Source organism: Pseudomonas peli (genome assembly GCF_050563605.1).
GTDB classification, from domain to species: domain Bacteria; phylum Pseudomonadota; class Gammaproteobacteria; order Pseudomonadales; family Pseudomonadaceae; genus Aquipseudomonas; species Aquipseudomonas peli_A.
In genome coordinates this window covers 100,837-117,009 of record NZ_JBNXUH010000003.1, presented here as the reverse complement: position 1 = coordinate 117,009, position 16,173 = coordinate 100,837, and the positions used below count along the sequence as shown (strand labels likewise).

General features: G+C 62.9%; 13 protein-coding genes. 3 read left to right on the top strand and 10 right to left on the bottom strand.

Going from position 1 to position 16,173, the window contains the following annotated elements; genetic code table 11:
• The 3 genes from ACQ4LH_RS05150 to ACQ4LH_RS05140 form a co-directional block, all read right to left on the bottom strand.
• A complete protein-coding gene (locus tag ACQ4LH_RS05150) occupies positions 1-1,746 on the bottom strand; it encodes a potassium/proton antiporter (RefSeq protein ID WP_430696226.1) in 1,746 nt (581 codons plus the stop codon).
• A gap of 141 nt (positions 1,747-1,887) precedes the next feature.
• On the bottom strand, positions 1,888-3,690 hold the full coding sequence (locus ACQ4LH_RS05145) for an acyl-CoA dehydrogenase (RefSeq protein WP_430696225.1): 1,803 nt from the start codon (positions 3,688-3,690) through the stop codon (positions 1,888-1,890).
• Between the two features lie 224 nt (positions 3,691-3,914).
• On the bottom strand, positions 3,915-4,958 hold the full coding sequence (locus tag ACQ4LH_RS05140; RefSeq protein WP_430696224.1) for an NAD(P)H-dependent flavin oxidoreductase: 1,044 nt from the start codon (positions 4,956-4,958) through the stop codon (positions 3,915-3,917).
• Positions 4,959-5,065: 107 nt separating this feature from the next.
• On the opposite strand from ACQ4LH_RS05140, the gene ACQ4LH_RS05135 reads away from it, so the two are divergent.
• Entirely contained in the window at positions 5,066-5,914 is an 849-nt protein-coding gene (locus ACQ4LH_RS05135) for a 23S rRNA (adenine(2030)-N(6))-methyltransferase RlmJ (RefSeq protein ID WP_430696223.1), read from the top strand.
• Between the two features lie 77 nt (positions 5,915-5,991).
• Here ACQ4LH_RS05135 and ACQ4LH_RS05130 read toward each other — a convergent pair whose 3' ends face one another.
• From ACQ4LH_RS05130 to ACQ4LH_RS05120, 3 genes are all read right to left on the bottom strand, one after another.
• Positions 5,992-6,468: an NINE protein gene (locus tag ACQ4LH_RS05130; RefSeq protein ID WP_430696222.1), complete on the bottom strand. Its 477-nt coding sequence runs from the start codon at positions 6,466-6,468 to the stop codon at positions 5,992-5,994.
• A gap of 97 nt (positions 6,469-6,565) precedes the next feature.
• Complete coding sequence (locus ACQ4LH_RS05125) at positions 6,566-7,819, bottom strand: HD-GYP domain-containing protein (protein WP_430696221.1); 1,254 nt, start codon at positions 7,817-7,819, stop codon at positions 6,566-6,568.
• An 86-nt stretch (positions 7,820-7,905) separates the two neighbouring features.
• A complete protein-coding gene (locus tag ACQ4LH_RS05120; protein ID WP_430696220.1) occupies positions 7,906-8,442 on the bottom strand; it encodes a PadR family transcriptional regulator in 537 nt (178 codons plus the stop codon).
• A gap of 127 nt (positions 8,443-8,569) precedes the next feature.
• On the opposite strand from ACQ4LH_RS05120, the gene ACQ4LH_RS05115 reads away from it, so the two are divergent.
• Entirely contained in the window at positions 8,570-10,222 is a 1,653-nt protein-coding gene (locus tag ACQ4LH_RS05115; RefSeq protein WP_430696219.1) for a phytoene desaturase family protein, read from the top strand.
• On the opposite strand, the gene ACQ4LH_RS05110 is transcribed toward ACQ4LH_RS05115, so the two are convergent.
• From ACQ4LH_RS05110 to ACQ4LH_RS05100, 3 genes are all read right to left on the bottom strand, one after another.
• Entirely contained in the window at positions 10,219-10,416 is a 198-nt protein-coding gene (locus ACQ4LH_RS05110; RefSeq protein ID WP_430696218.1) for a putative motility protein, read from the bottom strand. The two genes, ACQ4LH_RS05115 and ACQ4LH_RS05110, sit on opposite strands and share 4 nt — an antisense overlap.
• An 18-nt stretch (positions 10,417-10,434) precedes the next feature.
• Positions 10,435-11,082: a peptide-methionine (S)-S-oxide reductase MsrA gene (gene msrA / locus ACQ4LH_RS05105; RefSeq protein WP_430696217.1), complete on the bottom strand. Its 648-nt coding sequence runs from the start codon at positions 11,080-11,082 to the stop codon at positions 10,435-10,437.
• Positions 11,083-11,143: 61 nt separating this feature from the next.
• Positions 11,144-13,786, bottom strand: a complete 2,643-nt coding sequence (locus ACQ4LH_RS05100; RefSeq protein ID WP_430696216.1) for a putative bifunctional diguanylate cyclase/phosphodiesterase — start codon at positions 13,784-13,786, stop codon at positions 11,144-11,146.
• A gap of 131 nt (positions 13,787-13,917) precedes the next feature.
• Here ACQ4LH_RS05100 and ACQ4LH_RS05095 point away from each other — a divergent pair, with 131 nt between their 5' ends.
• The gene (locus tag ACQ4LH_RS05095) at positions 13,918-14,394 is read left to right on the top strand and encodes a hypothetical protein (protein ID WP_430696215.1); all 477 of its coding nucleotides are present in this window, start codon (positions 13,918-13,920) and stop codon (positions 14,392-14,394) included.
• Positions 14,395-14,494: 100 nt separating this feature from the next.
• On the opposite strand, the gene aceF is transcribed toward ACQ4LH_RS05095, so the two are convergent.
• Complete coding sequence (gene aceF / locus ACQ4LH_RS05090) at positions 14,495-16,168, bottom strand: dihydrolipoyllysine-residue acetyltransferase (protein ID WP_430696214.1); 1,674 nt, start codon at positions 16,166-16,168, stop codon at positions 14,495-14,497.
• Between the last annotated feature and the right edge of the window lie 5 nt (positions 16,169-16,173).

Genomic DNA, 16,173 nt, shown 5'->3' with positions numbered 1-16,173 from the left:
TTAAAGGAAGAGCCCTGGTCCTGGGCGACTCCCTTCGGGGAATCTGACGCCGACCTTGCGGATCTTGTTCCCTTCCATGGCGGCCACGGTCCAGGTCAGGCCTTGCCATTCCACCTGGTCGCCGATTACCGGCGAGCCGCCAATCTTGTGGGCGATAAAGCGGCCCAGGTGCAGCTGGCCCTCGGCGCCTTCCAGTTGCAGACCATAGAGTGCGGCGATGGCTGCCAGTTCGGCATCGCCTTCGAGCACGAAATCACCGAAGAAGCGCAGGTCCTGACCGCGGGTTGGCGCCTGGCTGAACAGCTTGCCGAGGCCGGGCAGGTCGTGTTCATGGCCGACCACGCAGAGCAGGTCGCCGGCTTCCAGGGTGGTACTGCCGGAAGGGTGGAGCAGCTCCTTGCCACGGAACAGCGCGGCGATGCGCGTGCCCTCGGGCATCTTCAGCTCGCGCAGGGGCGCGCCGATGCACCACTTTTCCGCGCCGAGGCGATAGATAAACAGTTCCCACTGGCTGGTCGGGTGAACGTCTAGACCTGCGCGCGATACCGGCGCCGGCTCTGGCGGTACGGTGACGCGCAGTAGCTTGGCCGCCCACGGCAGGCTGGTGCCTTGCAGCAGCAGCGAGACCAGCACGATAAAGAACGCCACGTTGAAGAACAGCTGGGCATTCGGCAGGCCGGCCATCAGCGGGAACACCGCAAGAATGATCGGTACCGCGCCGCGCAGGCCAACCCAGGCGATAAAGGCGCGTTCACGGTCATGGAACGCCTTGAAGGGCAGCAGGCCGATGAAGATCGACAGCGGCCGAGCAAACAGAATCATCCACAGCGCCAGGCCGAGCGCGGGCAGGGCGATCGGCAGCAGCTCGTGCGGGGTGACCAGCAGGCCGAGGACCAGGAACATGCCGATCTGCGCCAGCCAGGTCAGGCCGTCGAGCATATGCAGGATGCCGTGACGCGAGCGGATCGGCCGGTTGCCCAGCAGCAGGCCGCACAGGTAGATCGACAGGATGCCGCTGCCACCGACGGCAGTGGTGATGGCGAAGATGATCAGGCCACCGCTGACCACCAGTAATGGGTACAGACCATTGGCCAGTTCCATGCGGTTGATCAGGTTGAGCAACAGCCAGCCGCCACCTAGGCCGAACAGCGCGCCGATACCGAACTGTTGCAGCAGTTGCACCAGCAGTTCCCAGCTCAGACCGTCCTGGCCGCTGGCGAGCATGGCGATCAGGGTAACGGTGAGGAACACCGCCATCGGGTCGTTGCTGCCGGACTCGATTTCCAGGGTGGCGCTGACCCGTTCGTTCAGGCCGCGCCCGCCGAGCAGGCTGAATACCGCGGCCGCATCGGTGGAGCCGACGATGGCGCCGATCAGCAGGCCTTCCATCCAGCTCAGGTCGAACAGCCAGGCTGCGGCTACGCCGGTCAGGCCGGCAGTGATCAGTACGCCGACGGTGGCCAGTGAGAGGGACGGCCACAGGGCCACGCGAAAGCTGGATACCCGCGTGCGCATGCCGCCGTCGAGCAGGATGATGGCCAACGCCAGGTTGCCGACCAGGTAGGCCAGCGGGTAGTTGTCGAAGACGATGCCGCCAGGGCCGTCGGTGCCGGCGAGCATGCCGACGCCGAGAAAGATCACCAGAATCGGGATGCCGAAGCGCGAACCGAACGCGCTGACCAGGATGCTCATTGCTACCAGTAAGCCACCGATCAAAAACAGGTTATTGATGGTGCTGGCATCCAAGGCGCGTACTCCGTGCGGGTTGGTTGAGTGCGCCACTATGCATGGCGCGTGCCAGAGATTCTAACCGCAGACCGGTTTTGCCGCTGAAAAAAAACGCCCCGCGTTCAGCGGGGCGTCAGGGTTACGGATACGCGGGTGGGATCAGAACCAGGCGTCCTGCATGCTCAGGCAGGTATCGTCGCGAGCTTCGAGGATGGCCAGGTCGTGGTGGCAGCTCGGCACTTCCCAGGTGAGGAAGTAGCGTGCGGCCTGCAGCTTGCCCTGGTAGAAGTCGGCATCGGCACTGTTGCCGCGCGCCAGGCCTTCTTCAGCGCGGATCGCCTGTTCCAGCCAGCGCCAGCCAATCACCATATGGCCGAACACCTTGAGGTACAGCGCCGAGTTGGCCAGGCCTTGGTTGACCTTGCCGCTCATCAAATCGCCCAACAGTGCCAGGGTCACGGTTTGCAGGCGTGCCAGCAGTTGCTCCAGCGGCTGGCGCAGGGCGGTCAGCGAGGCATGGGCTTCGGCGCGCTGGCAGGTGCCGTGGATCAGCTTGAGCAGCTGCTTGAGCGCCGCACCGCCGTTCATCGAGACCTTGCGCCCGAGCAGGTCGAGGGACTGGATGCCGTGGGTGCCTTCGTGGATCGGATTCAGGCGGTTGTCGCGGTAGTACTGCTCCACCGGGTAATCGCGGGTATAGCCGTGGCCGCCGAGAATCTGGATGGCCAGCTCGTTGGCCTTGAGGCAAAACTCCGACGGCCAGGATTTGACGATCGGGGTGAGCAGATCGAGCAGCTCCAGGGCGATACGGCGTTCGTCTTCAGTCGCCAGGGTCTGGGTGTCGTCGAACAACCGCGCCGCGTACAGGCCGAGGTCGAAAGCGCCTTCTACATAGGCTTTCTGGGTCAGCAGCATGCGCCGCACATCGGCGTGCTCGATGATCGCCACCTGGCTGGAGGCCGGGTCCTTGCCATCGGGCAGACGACCTTGCGGGCGCTGGCGGGCGTAGTCGAGCGAGTAGAGGTAGCCGGCGTAGCCGAGCATCACCGCACCCATGCCGACGCCGATGCGCGCTTCGTTCATCATCTGGAACATATAGGCCAGGCCATGGTGCGGCTTGCCGACCAGATAGCCGACGCAGTCGCCGTTATCGCCGAAGTTAAGTGCGGTGGAGGTGGTGCCGCGCCAGCCCATCTTGTGGAACAGGCCGGCCAGTACCACGTCGTTGCGCTTGCCCAGGCTGCCGTCATCGTTGACCAGAAACTTCGGCACGATAAATAGCGAAATGCCCTTCACCCCGGCGGGGGCGTCCGGCAGCTTGGCCAGGACCATATGCACGATGTTTTCCGACAGCGGATGGTCGCCACCGGAGATAAAGATCTTGTTGCCCTTGAGCCGGTAGGTGCCGTCTTCGTCAGGTTCCGCGCGGGTGCGGATATCCGACAGCGAGGAGCCAGCGTGCGGCTCGGTCAACGCCATGGTGCCGAAGAAGCGCCCGTCGATCATCGGCTGCAGAAAGCGCTGCTTTTGCTCATCGCTGCCGAAAGTTTCGATCAGGTTGGCCGCGCCCATGGTCAGGAACGGGTAGGAGGTGGTCGCCGCGTTGGCCGACTGGAAGTGGGCGAAGCAGGCCTGCGATAGCAGGTTGGGTAGCTGCATACCGCCGACGTCGAACTCGCGGGTGGCATTGAGAAAGCCTGCCTCAAGGAAGGCGTCCACCGCCGGTTTGACCTCGGGGATCAGCACCGCTGCGCCGTCGACATACTCCGGCTCGTGCTCGTCGTTCTTGCGGTTGTGCGGGGCAAACAGGTTTTCCGCGATGCTGCGGGCGGTGTCGATGGCCGCGTCAAAGGTTTCGCGGCTGTGCTCGGCGAAGCGCTCGCGCTGGGTCAGGCCTTCGGCGTCCAGCACTTCGTAGAGCTCGAAGGCCAGGTTGCGGGAGCTGAGCAGGGACTCGGACATGGGTGTGCCTCCGGTGGCGATGCGCCGAGTCTAGAACCTGTCTCGGCTCTGCTGCGCGTCGGCGATACTGCGTTAAAAACAGGCTCGGAATGCTCATTTACAGCTCGTAAACTCCGCTTCCTCGCCTGTTTTTGCCTTGTCTCGCTCTAGCTCGCGAGATCCGAAACAGATTCTAAGCAGCCGCGCGCGTGGCTCCCAGCACTATCAATAAGCGTGATAGAGGCTCAGCTAGCAAAGCCACGGGCCAGTTCGGCTGTCAGCTCGGCGGCGCCGATGCTCTTGCAACCACTGACATTCTGCCCGGCCCACAGCGGCGAGAAGTCGCCGCTGCCCTGGCTTTCCGCCTTGGCCCGTAGCGGCGCAATGGCCGCGGTGGCCAGAGGGAACTCCGGCGCAAGTGAGCTAATCGGCCCCAACTCACGCATCAGCCGATTGACGATGCCGCGTGCCGGCCGACCGCTAAACAGATTGGTCAGCGCCGTGTGCTGCGCGGCCGGGCTGTGCAGGGCGGCGCGGTGGATAGCGCTGGTGCTGGCCTCATCGCAGCACAGGTAGGCTGTGCCGATCTGCACCCCGGCCGCGCCGAGGGCCATGGCGGCGCGCACGCCTTGGGCATCTGCAATGCCGCCGGCGGCAATCACCGGCAAGCGCACAGCCTGGACGATCTGCGGCAGCAGGGCAAAGGTGCCGAGCTGGCTGCTCAACTTATCGGTGAGAAACATGCCGCGATGGCCGCCGGCTTCCAGGCCCTGGGCGATGATTGCATCGGCGCCGTTGGCTTGCAGCCACAGCGCTTCCGCCACCGTGGTCGCCGAACTGAGCACCTTGGCCCCGCAGGCTTTAACCCGTGCCAGCAGCTCGGCCGAGGGCAGGCCGAAGTGAAAGCTCACCACCGCAGGTCGAAACTCATCAAGCAGGTCGGCCATCTCGGCGCTGAACGGCAATCGGCCGGGGCCGCTGGCGATAGTCGTCGGGTCGATGCCTAGCTCTGTGTAGAAAGGGCTTAGCGCCTCGCGCCAGGTTGCTTCGCGAGCAGCATCGGCGGCTGGCGGGGTGTGGCAGAAGAAATTCAGGTTATAGGGTTTGCTGGTTTTCTCGCTCAGCGCCTGCAGCTCCTTGCGCAACCCGGCCGCGTCGAGCATGGCGCAGGGCAACGAACCCAGCGCGCCGGCATTCGACACGGCGGCGGCCAAGCCATGCAGCTGCACGCCGGCCATCGGTGCCTGAATCAGGGGCAGTTCGGTGCCCAGTAGGTCTTGCAGTTGCATGTTGGTTCTCCCTTGCCAGGCGGCTCAGTGGCCACCGTACTGATCCATCTGGCGCATGGCAAACGCCGCCACCCTGTTAAACTGCTCGGCCACAGGAGCCCGCCCAAATGAACTACCGCCACGCCTTCCATGCCGGCAACCATGCCGATGTGCTGAAACACTATGTCCTCAGTCGCCTGATTGCTCTGCTGTCTCGCAAGGAGGCGCCGTTTGCCTACCTCGACAGCCATGCTGGTATCGGTCTGTATGACCTGCGCGGTGACCAGGCCAGCCGTACCGGCGAGTGGCTGGAAGGCATCGCCCGGCTGTGGCAGGCCACCGATGTACCGGACCCGCTGCTGGACTATCTGGAAGTGATCCGTGCGATGAATCCGGATGGCGAGCTGCGCCATTACCCAGGCTCACCGGAGCTGGCGCGCCTGCTGACCCGTGAGCAGGATCGCCTGCACCTGAACGAGAAGCACCCGGAAGACGGGCGCTTGCTCAAGGAGAATATGCGCGGTGATCGCCGCGTTGCCGTGCACCTGGGCGAAGGCTGGTATGTGCCGCGCGCCCTGCTGCCGACCCGTGAGAAGCGCGCGCTGCTGTTGATCGACCCGCCGTTCGAGCAGGTGGATGAGATGGAACGCTGCGCCCAGTCCCTGAGCGAAGCCATCGGCCGTATGCGCCAGGCCGTGGTAGCGATTTGGTACCCGATCAAGGACCTGCGCCAGCTGCGGCGCTTCTACAGCGACCTGCAGAAGAGCAAGGCGCCCAAGCTGCTGCGTGTGGAGCTCTACGTACATTCCACCGATGAAGCCGCGCGCCTGAACGGCTCCGGCCTGGTGATCAGCAACCCGCCATGGGGCCTGGAGGATGAACTCAAGCAGATCCTGCCATGGCTCGCCCAACTGCTCGGGCAGAGCCAGGGCGGCTGGCGTATGGATTGGTTGATTGAGGAAGCGCCGGCTGGCTGATCCAGGTGACTGGGCCGTAGGTCTGTACGCGTCATATCCGTCACACCACTCATAGCGGTGGCGGGTATGCGCCGCGGCTAACGTTGCTGCTGAAGCTGCGCCTGCTTGGCGCGTTCGACATAGTGCTTGTACTGGGGAATAGCGATGGACGCCAGGATGCCGATCACGGCAACGAATATGAATACGCAGACTATCGCCATCACTGCGCTAGAGCCGCTTCTGACGTTGCCATACTTGCGTTGCCAGTTGCTCTCGTTGCTGCAGAAAAACACGATGCTTTCAATCAGGGAAACGACAGAAGGAATCCCTGTTCCCCAAAACAGCAAATAGAACACCCCCCACCATTGCCCCAGATAGAACCGATGAATACCGAGGCCGCCCAAAAAAAGCGCCAAAACGCCAGCGGTGACTCTGCTTTTAGGATTGAGGTTTTGACTGGCCTGACAACTCGGGCATTGGTTGGCATCGGCGGCAATTTTGCTGCCGCACTGGCGGCAAAAGACGCTGGCAATGGTCAAGTCGGCCTGAGGGGCCTGATAGGGCTGGGCATCCATGATTGAAGTCTTCCATTTTGTGTGGGGGCGCACTCTATCAAGGCTATTTGATATCGCCAATGAGGGTGGATAAGAGCCATCTGTTTCAGCGATGCAGCTAACGGCTTTGGCTGGGCTCGACAAAGTAGCTGAGTTGCTGGCGCGGGTTGAGGTATTCCAGCGCCTCGCGCGGCAGCTGCGCCGGGCGCAGGCTGGCGGCGATGCTTAGGCGCGGCTCCTGTTCCAGGTCGATGATCAGCGCCTCGTTCTTGGGTACGGCGGCGTCATAGACAATCAGCGTCGGTTTCAGCGGCTGGCTCGGGTTCATACCGAGAATCAGGCCGTAGCGCTGATCCTCCAGCTGCACCAGGCTGCCCGGCGGGTAGATGCCCATCACCCGGATAAAGGCCTTTAGCGCCACCGCATCGAAGCGCGCGCCATGTTGCTTGAACATCAGCGCCAGGGCTTCGTGCGGGCTGAGGCCATCACGCGGATTGAGCGGGTTACACAGGTTGTCGAACTGGTTGGCGATGCACACCAGGCGGCTTAACCGGCCGATGGCGGCCTCGCGCAGCTGACGCGGGTAGCCGCTGCCGTCGCAGTACTCGTGGTGCTCATTGAGGATGCGCAGCACTTCGTCGTCGAGCATCAGCTTCTGGCCCATGCGCAGGCCGAACTCGCAATGCAGTTGCAGCAGCTGTTGTTCCGGGCGGGTCAGTGGCTCGCTTTTCAGTAGCACCTTGCTTGGCACTTCCAGCTTGCCGACATCGTGCAGCAACGCGCCGAGGCCGAGGATATGGCAGTCCTCGCTGTCCAGGCCGAGTTGGCGACCGAGCAGCAAGGCCAGCACCGTGACGTTCAATGAGTGAAAGTAACTGTCTTCGGCGGCCTTGCTGTTGATGCTGTGCAGCACCACGCCGCTGCCGCCGAGTAGGGTTTCGACCATCGCACCGACAATCTCTCCGGCCTGCTTGATGGCATCTTCCGGACGGCTGCGCAGCGTCTGGTTAAGTGTCTTGACCTGCTGGCTGGCCTGGACGAACTTGCGGTCGACCTCGGCCAGGCGCTTGCGCAGCGCCTTGAGCTTTTCCGCCCGGGCCAGGCTGGCCTGTTCGGCCGGGCTGGGCATCGGCGCTGCTACGGGCTCGGCCGCAAGCGGAGCGGGACTGGTGGCCAGGGGCGGGCAATCGCTGCGCGCCGGGTCATAGCGCAGGCGCTCCAGGCCTAGGGCGCGCAATGCGCTGATCTGCGCTTCATCCTTGATCTTGAAGTTGCTGAAGGCAAAGTTGTGTTCCCACCAGGCCAGTTCGAGCTGGATATACAGGCCGACGCACAGCTGATCGGGGGATATGTAGGCGGAGGTCGCAGGCATGCGGGTATCGGCACTGGTGGCTATTGGCTTGCAGTCTAGCGGTTTGCCTATGACCTGGCAGTAATCTGCAATTAGTTCTGCGGGGCTTAGTTTTTCCGCAGTTCCTGTTCGACTTCATCGGCCCAGGCCAGCCAGGACTGTTCGCCGAGTATGCCGCGACGCAGGGTCAGGTAGGGCAGGCGCAGTGCCTGGCGTTGCTCATCTGGCAGGGCCTGGTAGTCACGCTCGATGCTCAGCAGGCTGTCCAGGGTTTTGCGGTGCACGGCCACATGGCGCTGCATTTCCTCGCGCAGGTTGGCGGTCGAGGTGTGCGCGCCGGCATAGAGTTTGACCAGCAGTGCATCGTTGATCTTGTTCGGCTGCACTGGTTCGCCCAGCCAGCGCAGCAGCTCGGCGTGGCCGGCCGGGGTCAGGCGGTAGTTTTTCTTGTCCGGGCGGGTGTCCTGGGCCTGCGCCTCGAATTCCAGCCAGCCGGCTTCACTGAGCTTTTTCAGCTCCAGGTAAACCTGTTGGTGCTTGGCGTTCCAGAAGTAACCGAGGCCATCCTTGAAGCGCTTGAGCAGGTCGTAGCCGCTGCCGGGTTCGCTTTCCAGGAGGATAAGGATGGCGTGCTTGAGCGACATAAGCGGGTTTCACCGGCTGCTATTAGAAGTGCGCCGCAGTATACGGATTATGCAAAAAGTTGCATGGACTCCAGTCGCTGGCTAGTATGCAAAAAATTGCATAACAAGAATAACGCAGGAGCTCCCCATGAAACGCACCGGTACCCGCTTCCGTCCGCGCCTGGTTCAGGGTGATTACGACGCCATCATCATCGGCTCCGGTATCGGCGGCCTGACCACCGCCGCGCTGCTGGCCAAGCTCGGCAAGCGCGTGTGCGTGCTGGAACAGCACTACACCGCCGGCGGCTACACCCACAGCTACGAGCGCGAAGGCTACGAGTGGGATGTGGGGGTGCACTATATCGGCGAGGTGCACAAACCCTGGTCGGCGATCCGTCGGGTGTTCGATGTGATCAGCGATGGCAAGCTGCAGTGGGCACCGATGGATGCTCACTACGACCGTATCGTGATCGGCGAGCAGACCTACGACTACGTGGCCGGGCGTGAGGAGTTCAAGGCGGAGATGGCGCGTCATTTCCCGGGGGAAACTGCGGTGCTTGAGCGTTACGTCGACCTGCTCAGCGAGGTCAGCGCCAAGGTGCCGCGCTTCTTCGCCGGCCAGGCGCTGCCGCGTTCATTGGGCATGCTCTATAGCAAACTGCGGCGGTTGTGGCTGCCGGATTACTTCTTCAAGACCACCCGCGAAGTGCTCGAAGGCCTGACCGACAACCAGGAACTGATCGGCGTGCTCACCGCGCAGTGGGGCGATTACGGCCTGCCACCGGCCGAAGCCGCCTTCGTTATGCACGCGATGGTCGCCAAGCACTACATCACCGGCGGCAACTACCCGGTGGGCGGCGCGACGAAGATTTCCGAAACCATCATCCCGGTGATCGAAGCGGCCGGCGGCCAGGTGTTCACCTATGCCGGGGTCGACAAGATCCTGGTGGAGAACGGGCGCGCGGTCGGCGTACGCATGCAGAAGGATGGCTTCGAGATCCGCGCGCCGCAGATCGTTAGCTGCGCCGGCCTGGTGCCGACTTATACCCGCCTGCTCGACCATCAGGTGGCCAGCGAACATGGCCTGCTGGAGCAACTGCCCAAGGTCAAATTATCGGCCGCCACCCTGTGTCTGTACGCCGGTTTCAAGGGCAGCGCCGCCGAGCTGAAGTTGCCGAAGACCAACTACTGGGTCTATCCGACCCATGATCACGACCACAACGTCAGCAGCTTTATGGCCGGGCAAAATCCGGCGATGCCGCTGATCTACATCAGCTTCCCCTCGGCCAAGGACCCGGCCTGGGATGCCCATTACCCGAACAAGGCCACGGTGGAAATCGTCGCGCCGACCCAGCCGCAGTGGTTCGCCAAGTGGAAGGGCACGACCTGGGGCAAGCGCGGCGCCGACTACGAGGCGTTCAAGGCCGAGTTGACTGCGCAGTTGCTGGAAACCCTCTACCAGCATCAGCCGCAACTGCGCGGCGCGCTGGATTTCTGCGAGCTGGGCACGCCGCTGTCCACCGAGTGGTATCAGTGGAACGAGCAGGGCGAGATCTATGGCATCGACCACACGGTAGAACGCTTCGAGCAGCACTGGATTCATAGCCAGACGCCGATCAAAGGCCTCTATCTGACCGGCGCCGATACGGTGACCGCCGGGGTTGGTGGCGCGCTGATGGCTGGCGTGCTGACGGCCTCGCGCATGCTCGGCTGGCGCGGCTACAAGGTGGGTAAGCTATTGAAAAGCTGGAAGGCGGAAACTGCCGCCGATGGCAGTGCGGCGGCGGATGTGGCTGGCTAAATCATCACGTCGACGCTATTGCCCAGATTGGGCGGATTGCTCGACGTGCTGGCTGGCGTGGCGGCCTGCACCAGGCCGCCGATGCTGGCAGCCTGCAGTTCCAGGGTTTTGCGCAGCAACAGCAGTGAGGCCAGGGCAGAGGCCTGAGCCGCTGCCTGGGTCGACACCTGATTGGTCAGGCTGCTGAGTTCCATCGTGCTATCTCCTCTCTATCAGCCCGGCAGGCAGGCTCCCGTGCCGCCCAGGCCGCAATAGCCGCCGGGGTTCTTCGCCAGGTACTGCTGGTGATAGGCCTCAGCGTAGTAGAACGGCGGCGCCTCGCGCACTTCGGTGGTGATGGCGCCGAAACCGGCTTTACTCAATTCGGCCTGGAACTGCGCCTGCGTGCTCTTTGCTGCCGCCAGCTGTTCAGCGCCGTAGCAGTAGATCGCCGAACGGTACTGGCTGCCCGTGTCGTTACCCTGGCGCATGCCCTGGGTTGGGTTATGCGCCTCCCAGAACACTTTCAGCAGTGCGGCGTAGCTGGTGACCTGCGGATCAAACACTACCAGCACCACTTCGGTGTGGCCGGTCAGGCCCGAGCAGGCTTCTTCATAGGTCGGGTTCGGCGTATGGCCGCCGGCATAGCCTACCGCCGTGCTCCACACGCCCGGTTGTTGCCAGAAGCGTCGTTCGGCGCCCCAGAAACAGCCCATGGCGAATACCGCCTGCTCAAGCCCGGCGGGAAATGGCCCCTGCAGCGCATTGCCGTTGACGAAGTGCGCAGCCGGCACTGCCATGGCTTCGGGGCGGCCAGGCAGGGCCTGCTCGGCGGTGGGCAGTTCGAGTTTGTGGGCGAGAATTTGCGAGCGCAAAACCATGAGCCATTTCCTCAGCAGAAGCATGTGTGTCATAGACCGTCAAAGGGCGAGCTTGTTACAGCTAGCCTCGGTTTGGATAGCGCTTGAGGCTTTCCAGCAGGTCGCGGCTGGCGATGGGTTTGTCGAACAGGTAGCCCTGGCCGATATCGCATTGCTGACGGCGGAGAAAGTTCAGCTGCGCGGCGGTTTCGATGCCTTCAGCCACCACCTTGAGTTTCAGATTGTGCGCCATGGCGATCACCGCAGAGGTGATTTCCATGTCGTCCTGGTTCTCCGGGATGTCCTTGATAAAGCTGCGATCGATCTTGATCACGTCGATGGGGAATTTCTTCAGGTAGCTGAGCGAGGAGTAACCGGTGCCGAAGTCGTCCATGGCCAGGGTCAGGCCCAAGCTTTTCAGGCGGCTGAGCTGATGGCGGGTGTCTTCGGTGGCTTCCAGCAGCAGGCTTTCGGTCAGCTCCAGTTCGAGCAGGGCCGGGTCGAGCTGTTCTTCGTGAAGGATGGCGGCGATCTCGCCGACCAGGTCCGGATCGGAGAATTGTTTGGGCGACAGGTTGATTGCCATCTGCAGTGGCTTGTGGCCAATCGCGATCAGCTGCGTACTCATGCGGCAGGCCTGGCGGGTGACCCATTTGCCGATGGGGATAATCAGGCCGGTTTCTTCCGCCACGCTGATAAATTTGTCTGGGCTGATCATGCCCTTGTCCGGGTGGTGCCAGCGCAGCAGCGCTTCCAGGCCCAGCAGGCGGCCGCTCTTCAGGCACAGCTTGGGCTGGTAGAAGACTTCCAGCTCGTTCTGCATCAGCGCGCGGCGCAGGTTGCTCTCGACGAACAGCTTGTAGTGCGCCTCGGCATTCAGCACATCGGTAAACACCTGCAGCTGGTTTTTGCCGTTGGCCTTGGCTTTGTGCAGGGCCAGGCCGGTGTGCTTCATCAGGGTTTGTGGGTCATCGCCATGCTCGGGCGCGCAGCCCAGGCCGATGGAGCCGGTGACGCTGATCAGCTGATTGTCGACGAACAGCGGCTTGTCCAGGGTGTGCAGCAGCTTTTGCGCCACCAGCTGGCTGTCGGCCTGGTTGGCCTCGAGCAGTACGGCAAATTCGTTGCTGGCAAAGCGCGCCAGCACACTGCTTGGGGTCAGGGTGTTGCGCAGGCGGCGCGCCAGGCTGACCAGCAGTTTGTCGCCGGTCTGGTGGCCGAGGCTGTCGTTGATCCGCTTGAAGTTGTCGATATCCACCAGCAGCAGGCTGATCGGTTTGCCCGGGTGCTCGCTGAAGTGCTTCTCCAGCGAGCGGATAAAGGCGTAGCGGTTGCCCAGCCCGGTCAGGTTGTCGCGAAAGGCCAGGCGCTCGATATGCTGCTGCGCCTGCTTGCTCGCGGTAACGTCTTCGTAGATGCCGATGTAGTGGGTCAGGCTGCCATCGTCGGCATGCACCTTGGACAACGACAATTGACCCCAGTAAGGGTCGAGGTTCTTCCGCCGGCTCTTGAATTCGCCCTGCCAGCTGTTGTGTTCAGCCAGGCTGGAACGGGCGTCGAACAGCAGGTCGCTGAGGTTCTCCAGGGCAGGGATTTCTGACAGGCGGCGGCCCTGTACTTCGCTGGCGCTGTACAGGGTGATGGCGGTAAAGCTCGGGTTGACGTATTCCACCAGGCCATCGCGGTCGAGCAGGATAAAGGCGCTGGAGCTCTGCTCGACCGCGCGCTGGAACAGGTACAGGGCATTGGTCGCGGAGCGCCGTTGCTGGTTGGTCAGCACCTGGGCGTATTGGTCGGCCAGCTCGCCGGCAAAGGCGATTTCGTCGGCCTGCCAAGTGCGCGGTGCGCCGATATGTTCCAGGCACAAAACGCCCACCACTTCACCGGCGATACGGATGCTGGCATCGAGCATGGCGGTGATGCCCATGGGCTGCAGGTAGCTGCTGCTCAGCTCGCAGGTGCGTGGGTCCTGGTGGGCGTCATGCGCGTCCAGGGCACGGCCGCTGTGCAGCGCCTGCAGGTAGGCGGGGTAGGGGCTGGCATCGATATCCGCCTGGGCGACATGCCGGCCCTGGTCCTGTTGGTAGAGGGCCACCGATTGCAGCACATGCTCATTGAGATTCCAGATGCCGACGCGGCTGACGCCATACAACGCGCAGGCGCTTTTGCTGATCAGCTCGGCGGCTTCGCGCAAGGGATCGCTGTCGCCGTAATGATGGCGCGCGAGGGTCACGATCAACTGTTGCTGAGCTTGGGTGCGACGCTGCTGCGCCTGCAGTTCGGCTTGGCTACGTTGGTAGAGTTCGAGGGTCTGTGGCGAGGGAGCGCTTTGCTCGTTCATCACCAGCAGGTAGCCGCGTAGCAGGTGCCGGCCGCGTTGCTTGAAGGCTTCGCCCACTTCCATCAGCGTCAGGCTGCCGCGTGGGGTGTGCAGGCAGTACTGCACGCTGTAGTGCCGACGCTCAGCAAGCTGTTGCGCAATGCTGTCATGCAACTGGTGGCGAACCGCGGGTTCCATCAGGCTGGCGTAGGGTGCATCGAGCAGGGAGCAGAGCTCGTGAGCCGGCAGGCCGAACTGTTGTTCGCAGCCCGAATCGAGGTACAGCAGAGCCCAGCTGGCTTCATTCAAGCGCTCGAAACGCAGCAAGCCAAGGCGCGAAGGCACTGGCAACTGCGTCACAACCTCGGCCGCTAAACGACTCGCGGCATCGGGATGGCTTTTCATTCGGTGGCTGGCTTCCAGTATGCTGATCGAAGCGGCAATCGACTCACTTCATTTATAGCGTCGGGTAAGGGTGCATCATGCAATTGCGACTGACAAGAAAACTAATATCCGCAGTGCTGCTGAGCAGCTGTATGGCCGCCTCGCCGGTGTTCGCCGCTGAGCCTGACACGGGTTTGAGCAGTGCCGAACAGGGCAATTATCTGCTCGAACTGAAGCGCCTTTATCTGACCCAGAATGACCGCCAGGCGCTGTTGGCGCACTGCAACGATCTGCTGAAAACCTACGCCCTGCGCGCCGCCTATCAGGTCGGTCAGGCGCAGCGCCAGGACCTGCTCTATCAGCTGCGTCAGGGTGAGTCCGGCGAGCTGTTGCTGCGTGAGGAAACCCGTGGCCAGCAGGGCACCGATATTGCTGTGCGCAACCAGCGGGTGCCGCTGTTTGGCGTCGACCCTTTCGTGCGTTACGAGTGCCCGAGCAGCGGCATCAGCTGCGTGCTGCACAACCCCAACGACGGCAGCCCAATGCTGACCATCGTGCGCGATCACAAGGGCGCCGCCGAACTGGCTAAGGCCCTGAGTTTTCTGATTCGTAATCTGCAGAAGGGCTGATCAGCCTTTCTCATTCTCGCCGCTATCGTAGAGCCAAAAAAAACCCCGCCTAAATGGGCGGGGTCGAGGGTACGAGCGTGGCTGCTCGAAAGTTGATGCGTTACAGCAGCATGGTGCGGATGTCCGCCAGTACGTCACCCAGGCGCTTGGTGAAGCGCGCCGCAGCGGCACCGTTGATCACCCGGTGGTCGTAGGACAGCGACAGCGGCAGCATCAGCTTGGGCTGGAAGGCTTTGCCATCCCAGACCGGCTGGATGGTCGCTTTGCTCACACCGAGAATTGCCACTTCCGGCGCGTTGACGATCGGCGTAAAGCCGGTGCCGCCAATGTGGCCGAGGCTGGAGATGGTGAAGCAGGCGCCCTGCATATCGTCGGCCGACAGCTTCTTGCTGCGCGCCTTTTCCGCCAGTACGGCGGCTTCGGCGGCGAGCTGCAGCAGGCTCTTCTGATCGACGTTCTTGATCACCGGGACCAGCAGGCCGTCCGGGGTGTCCACAGCAAAGCCGATGTGCACGTATTTCTTGCGGATGATGGCTTTGCCGCTCGGCGCCAGTGAGCTGTTGAAGTCCGGCAGTTCCTTGAGCAGGAAGGCGCAGGCCTTGAGCAGCAGCGGCAGCACGGTGAGTTTGACCCCAGCCTTTTCCGCCACGGCTTTCTGCGCCACGCGGAAGGCTTCCAGCTCGGTGATATCGGCCGAATCGAACTGAGTCACGTGCGGCACGTTGAGCCAGCTGCGATGCAGGTTGTTGGCGCCGACCTGCATCAGGCGGGTCATCGCCACTTCTTCGATTTCACCAAACTTGCTGAAGTCCACCACCGGGATCGGCGGGATACCGGCACCGCCGGTTGCACCGGCGGCAGGGGCTTCCTTGGCCTTCTGCATCATGGTTTTGACGTAAGCCTGCACGTCCTCTTTGAGCACGCGGCCTTTCGGCCCGGTGCCCGGTACGGCGGACAGCTCGACGCCGAACTCGCGAGCGAGCTGACGCACAGCCGGGCCCGCATGCACCTTGGCGCCGTCACGCTTGGGGGCGGCGGCAACGCTCGCGGCGGCTGCTGCCAGCGAGGCAATCGCGCTGACTTCGGCGGCGACCGCTGGGTGCGCACCGGCCGGAACCTTGTGTACGTCACTTGCGGGTGCAGCTGCCGGTGCTGGCGCTGCTGCTGGAGCCGCAGCGGCGCCGGCCACTTTCAGTTTGAGGATAAAATCACCGGTGCCGACTTCGTCTTCCAGTTTGACGCTGATGCTTTCCACCACGCCGGCAGCCGGCGAGGGGATTTCCATGCTGGCCTTGTCCGACTCCAGGGTGATCAGCGACTGATCGGCTTCGACGCTATCGCCGACCTTGATCAGAATTTCGATGACCCTGGCTTTGCCGTCCGAACCGATGTCCGGCACATGCACGTCCTGCACGCTGCTGGCCTGCGCGGCTGGCGCAGGTGCGGCTGGCGCAGGTGCGGCGGCCGGAGCGGGAGCAGCAGCTGCTTTAGGTGCTTCTGCCGGTGCTGCGGCCGGCGCCGCTGGTGCTGTTTCGGCAGCGCCTTCGGCTTCCAGCTCAAACAGTTCGTCGCCTTCTTTCAGGCGGTCGCCCAGCTTTACTTTCAGGCTTTTCACCACGCCGCCTTTCGGCGCGGGGATTTCCATGCTGGCCTTGTCCGACTCCAGGGTCAGCACGCTCTGATCGGCCTCGATGCGATCACCGACCTTGACCATCAGTTCGATTACTTCACCCTCACCACCACCGATGTCGGGTACGCGAATCAATTCACTCATCGTTT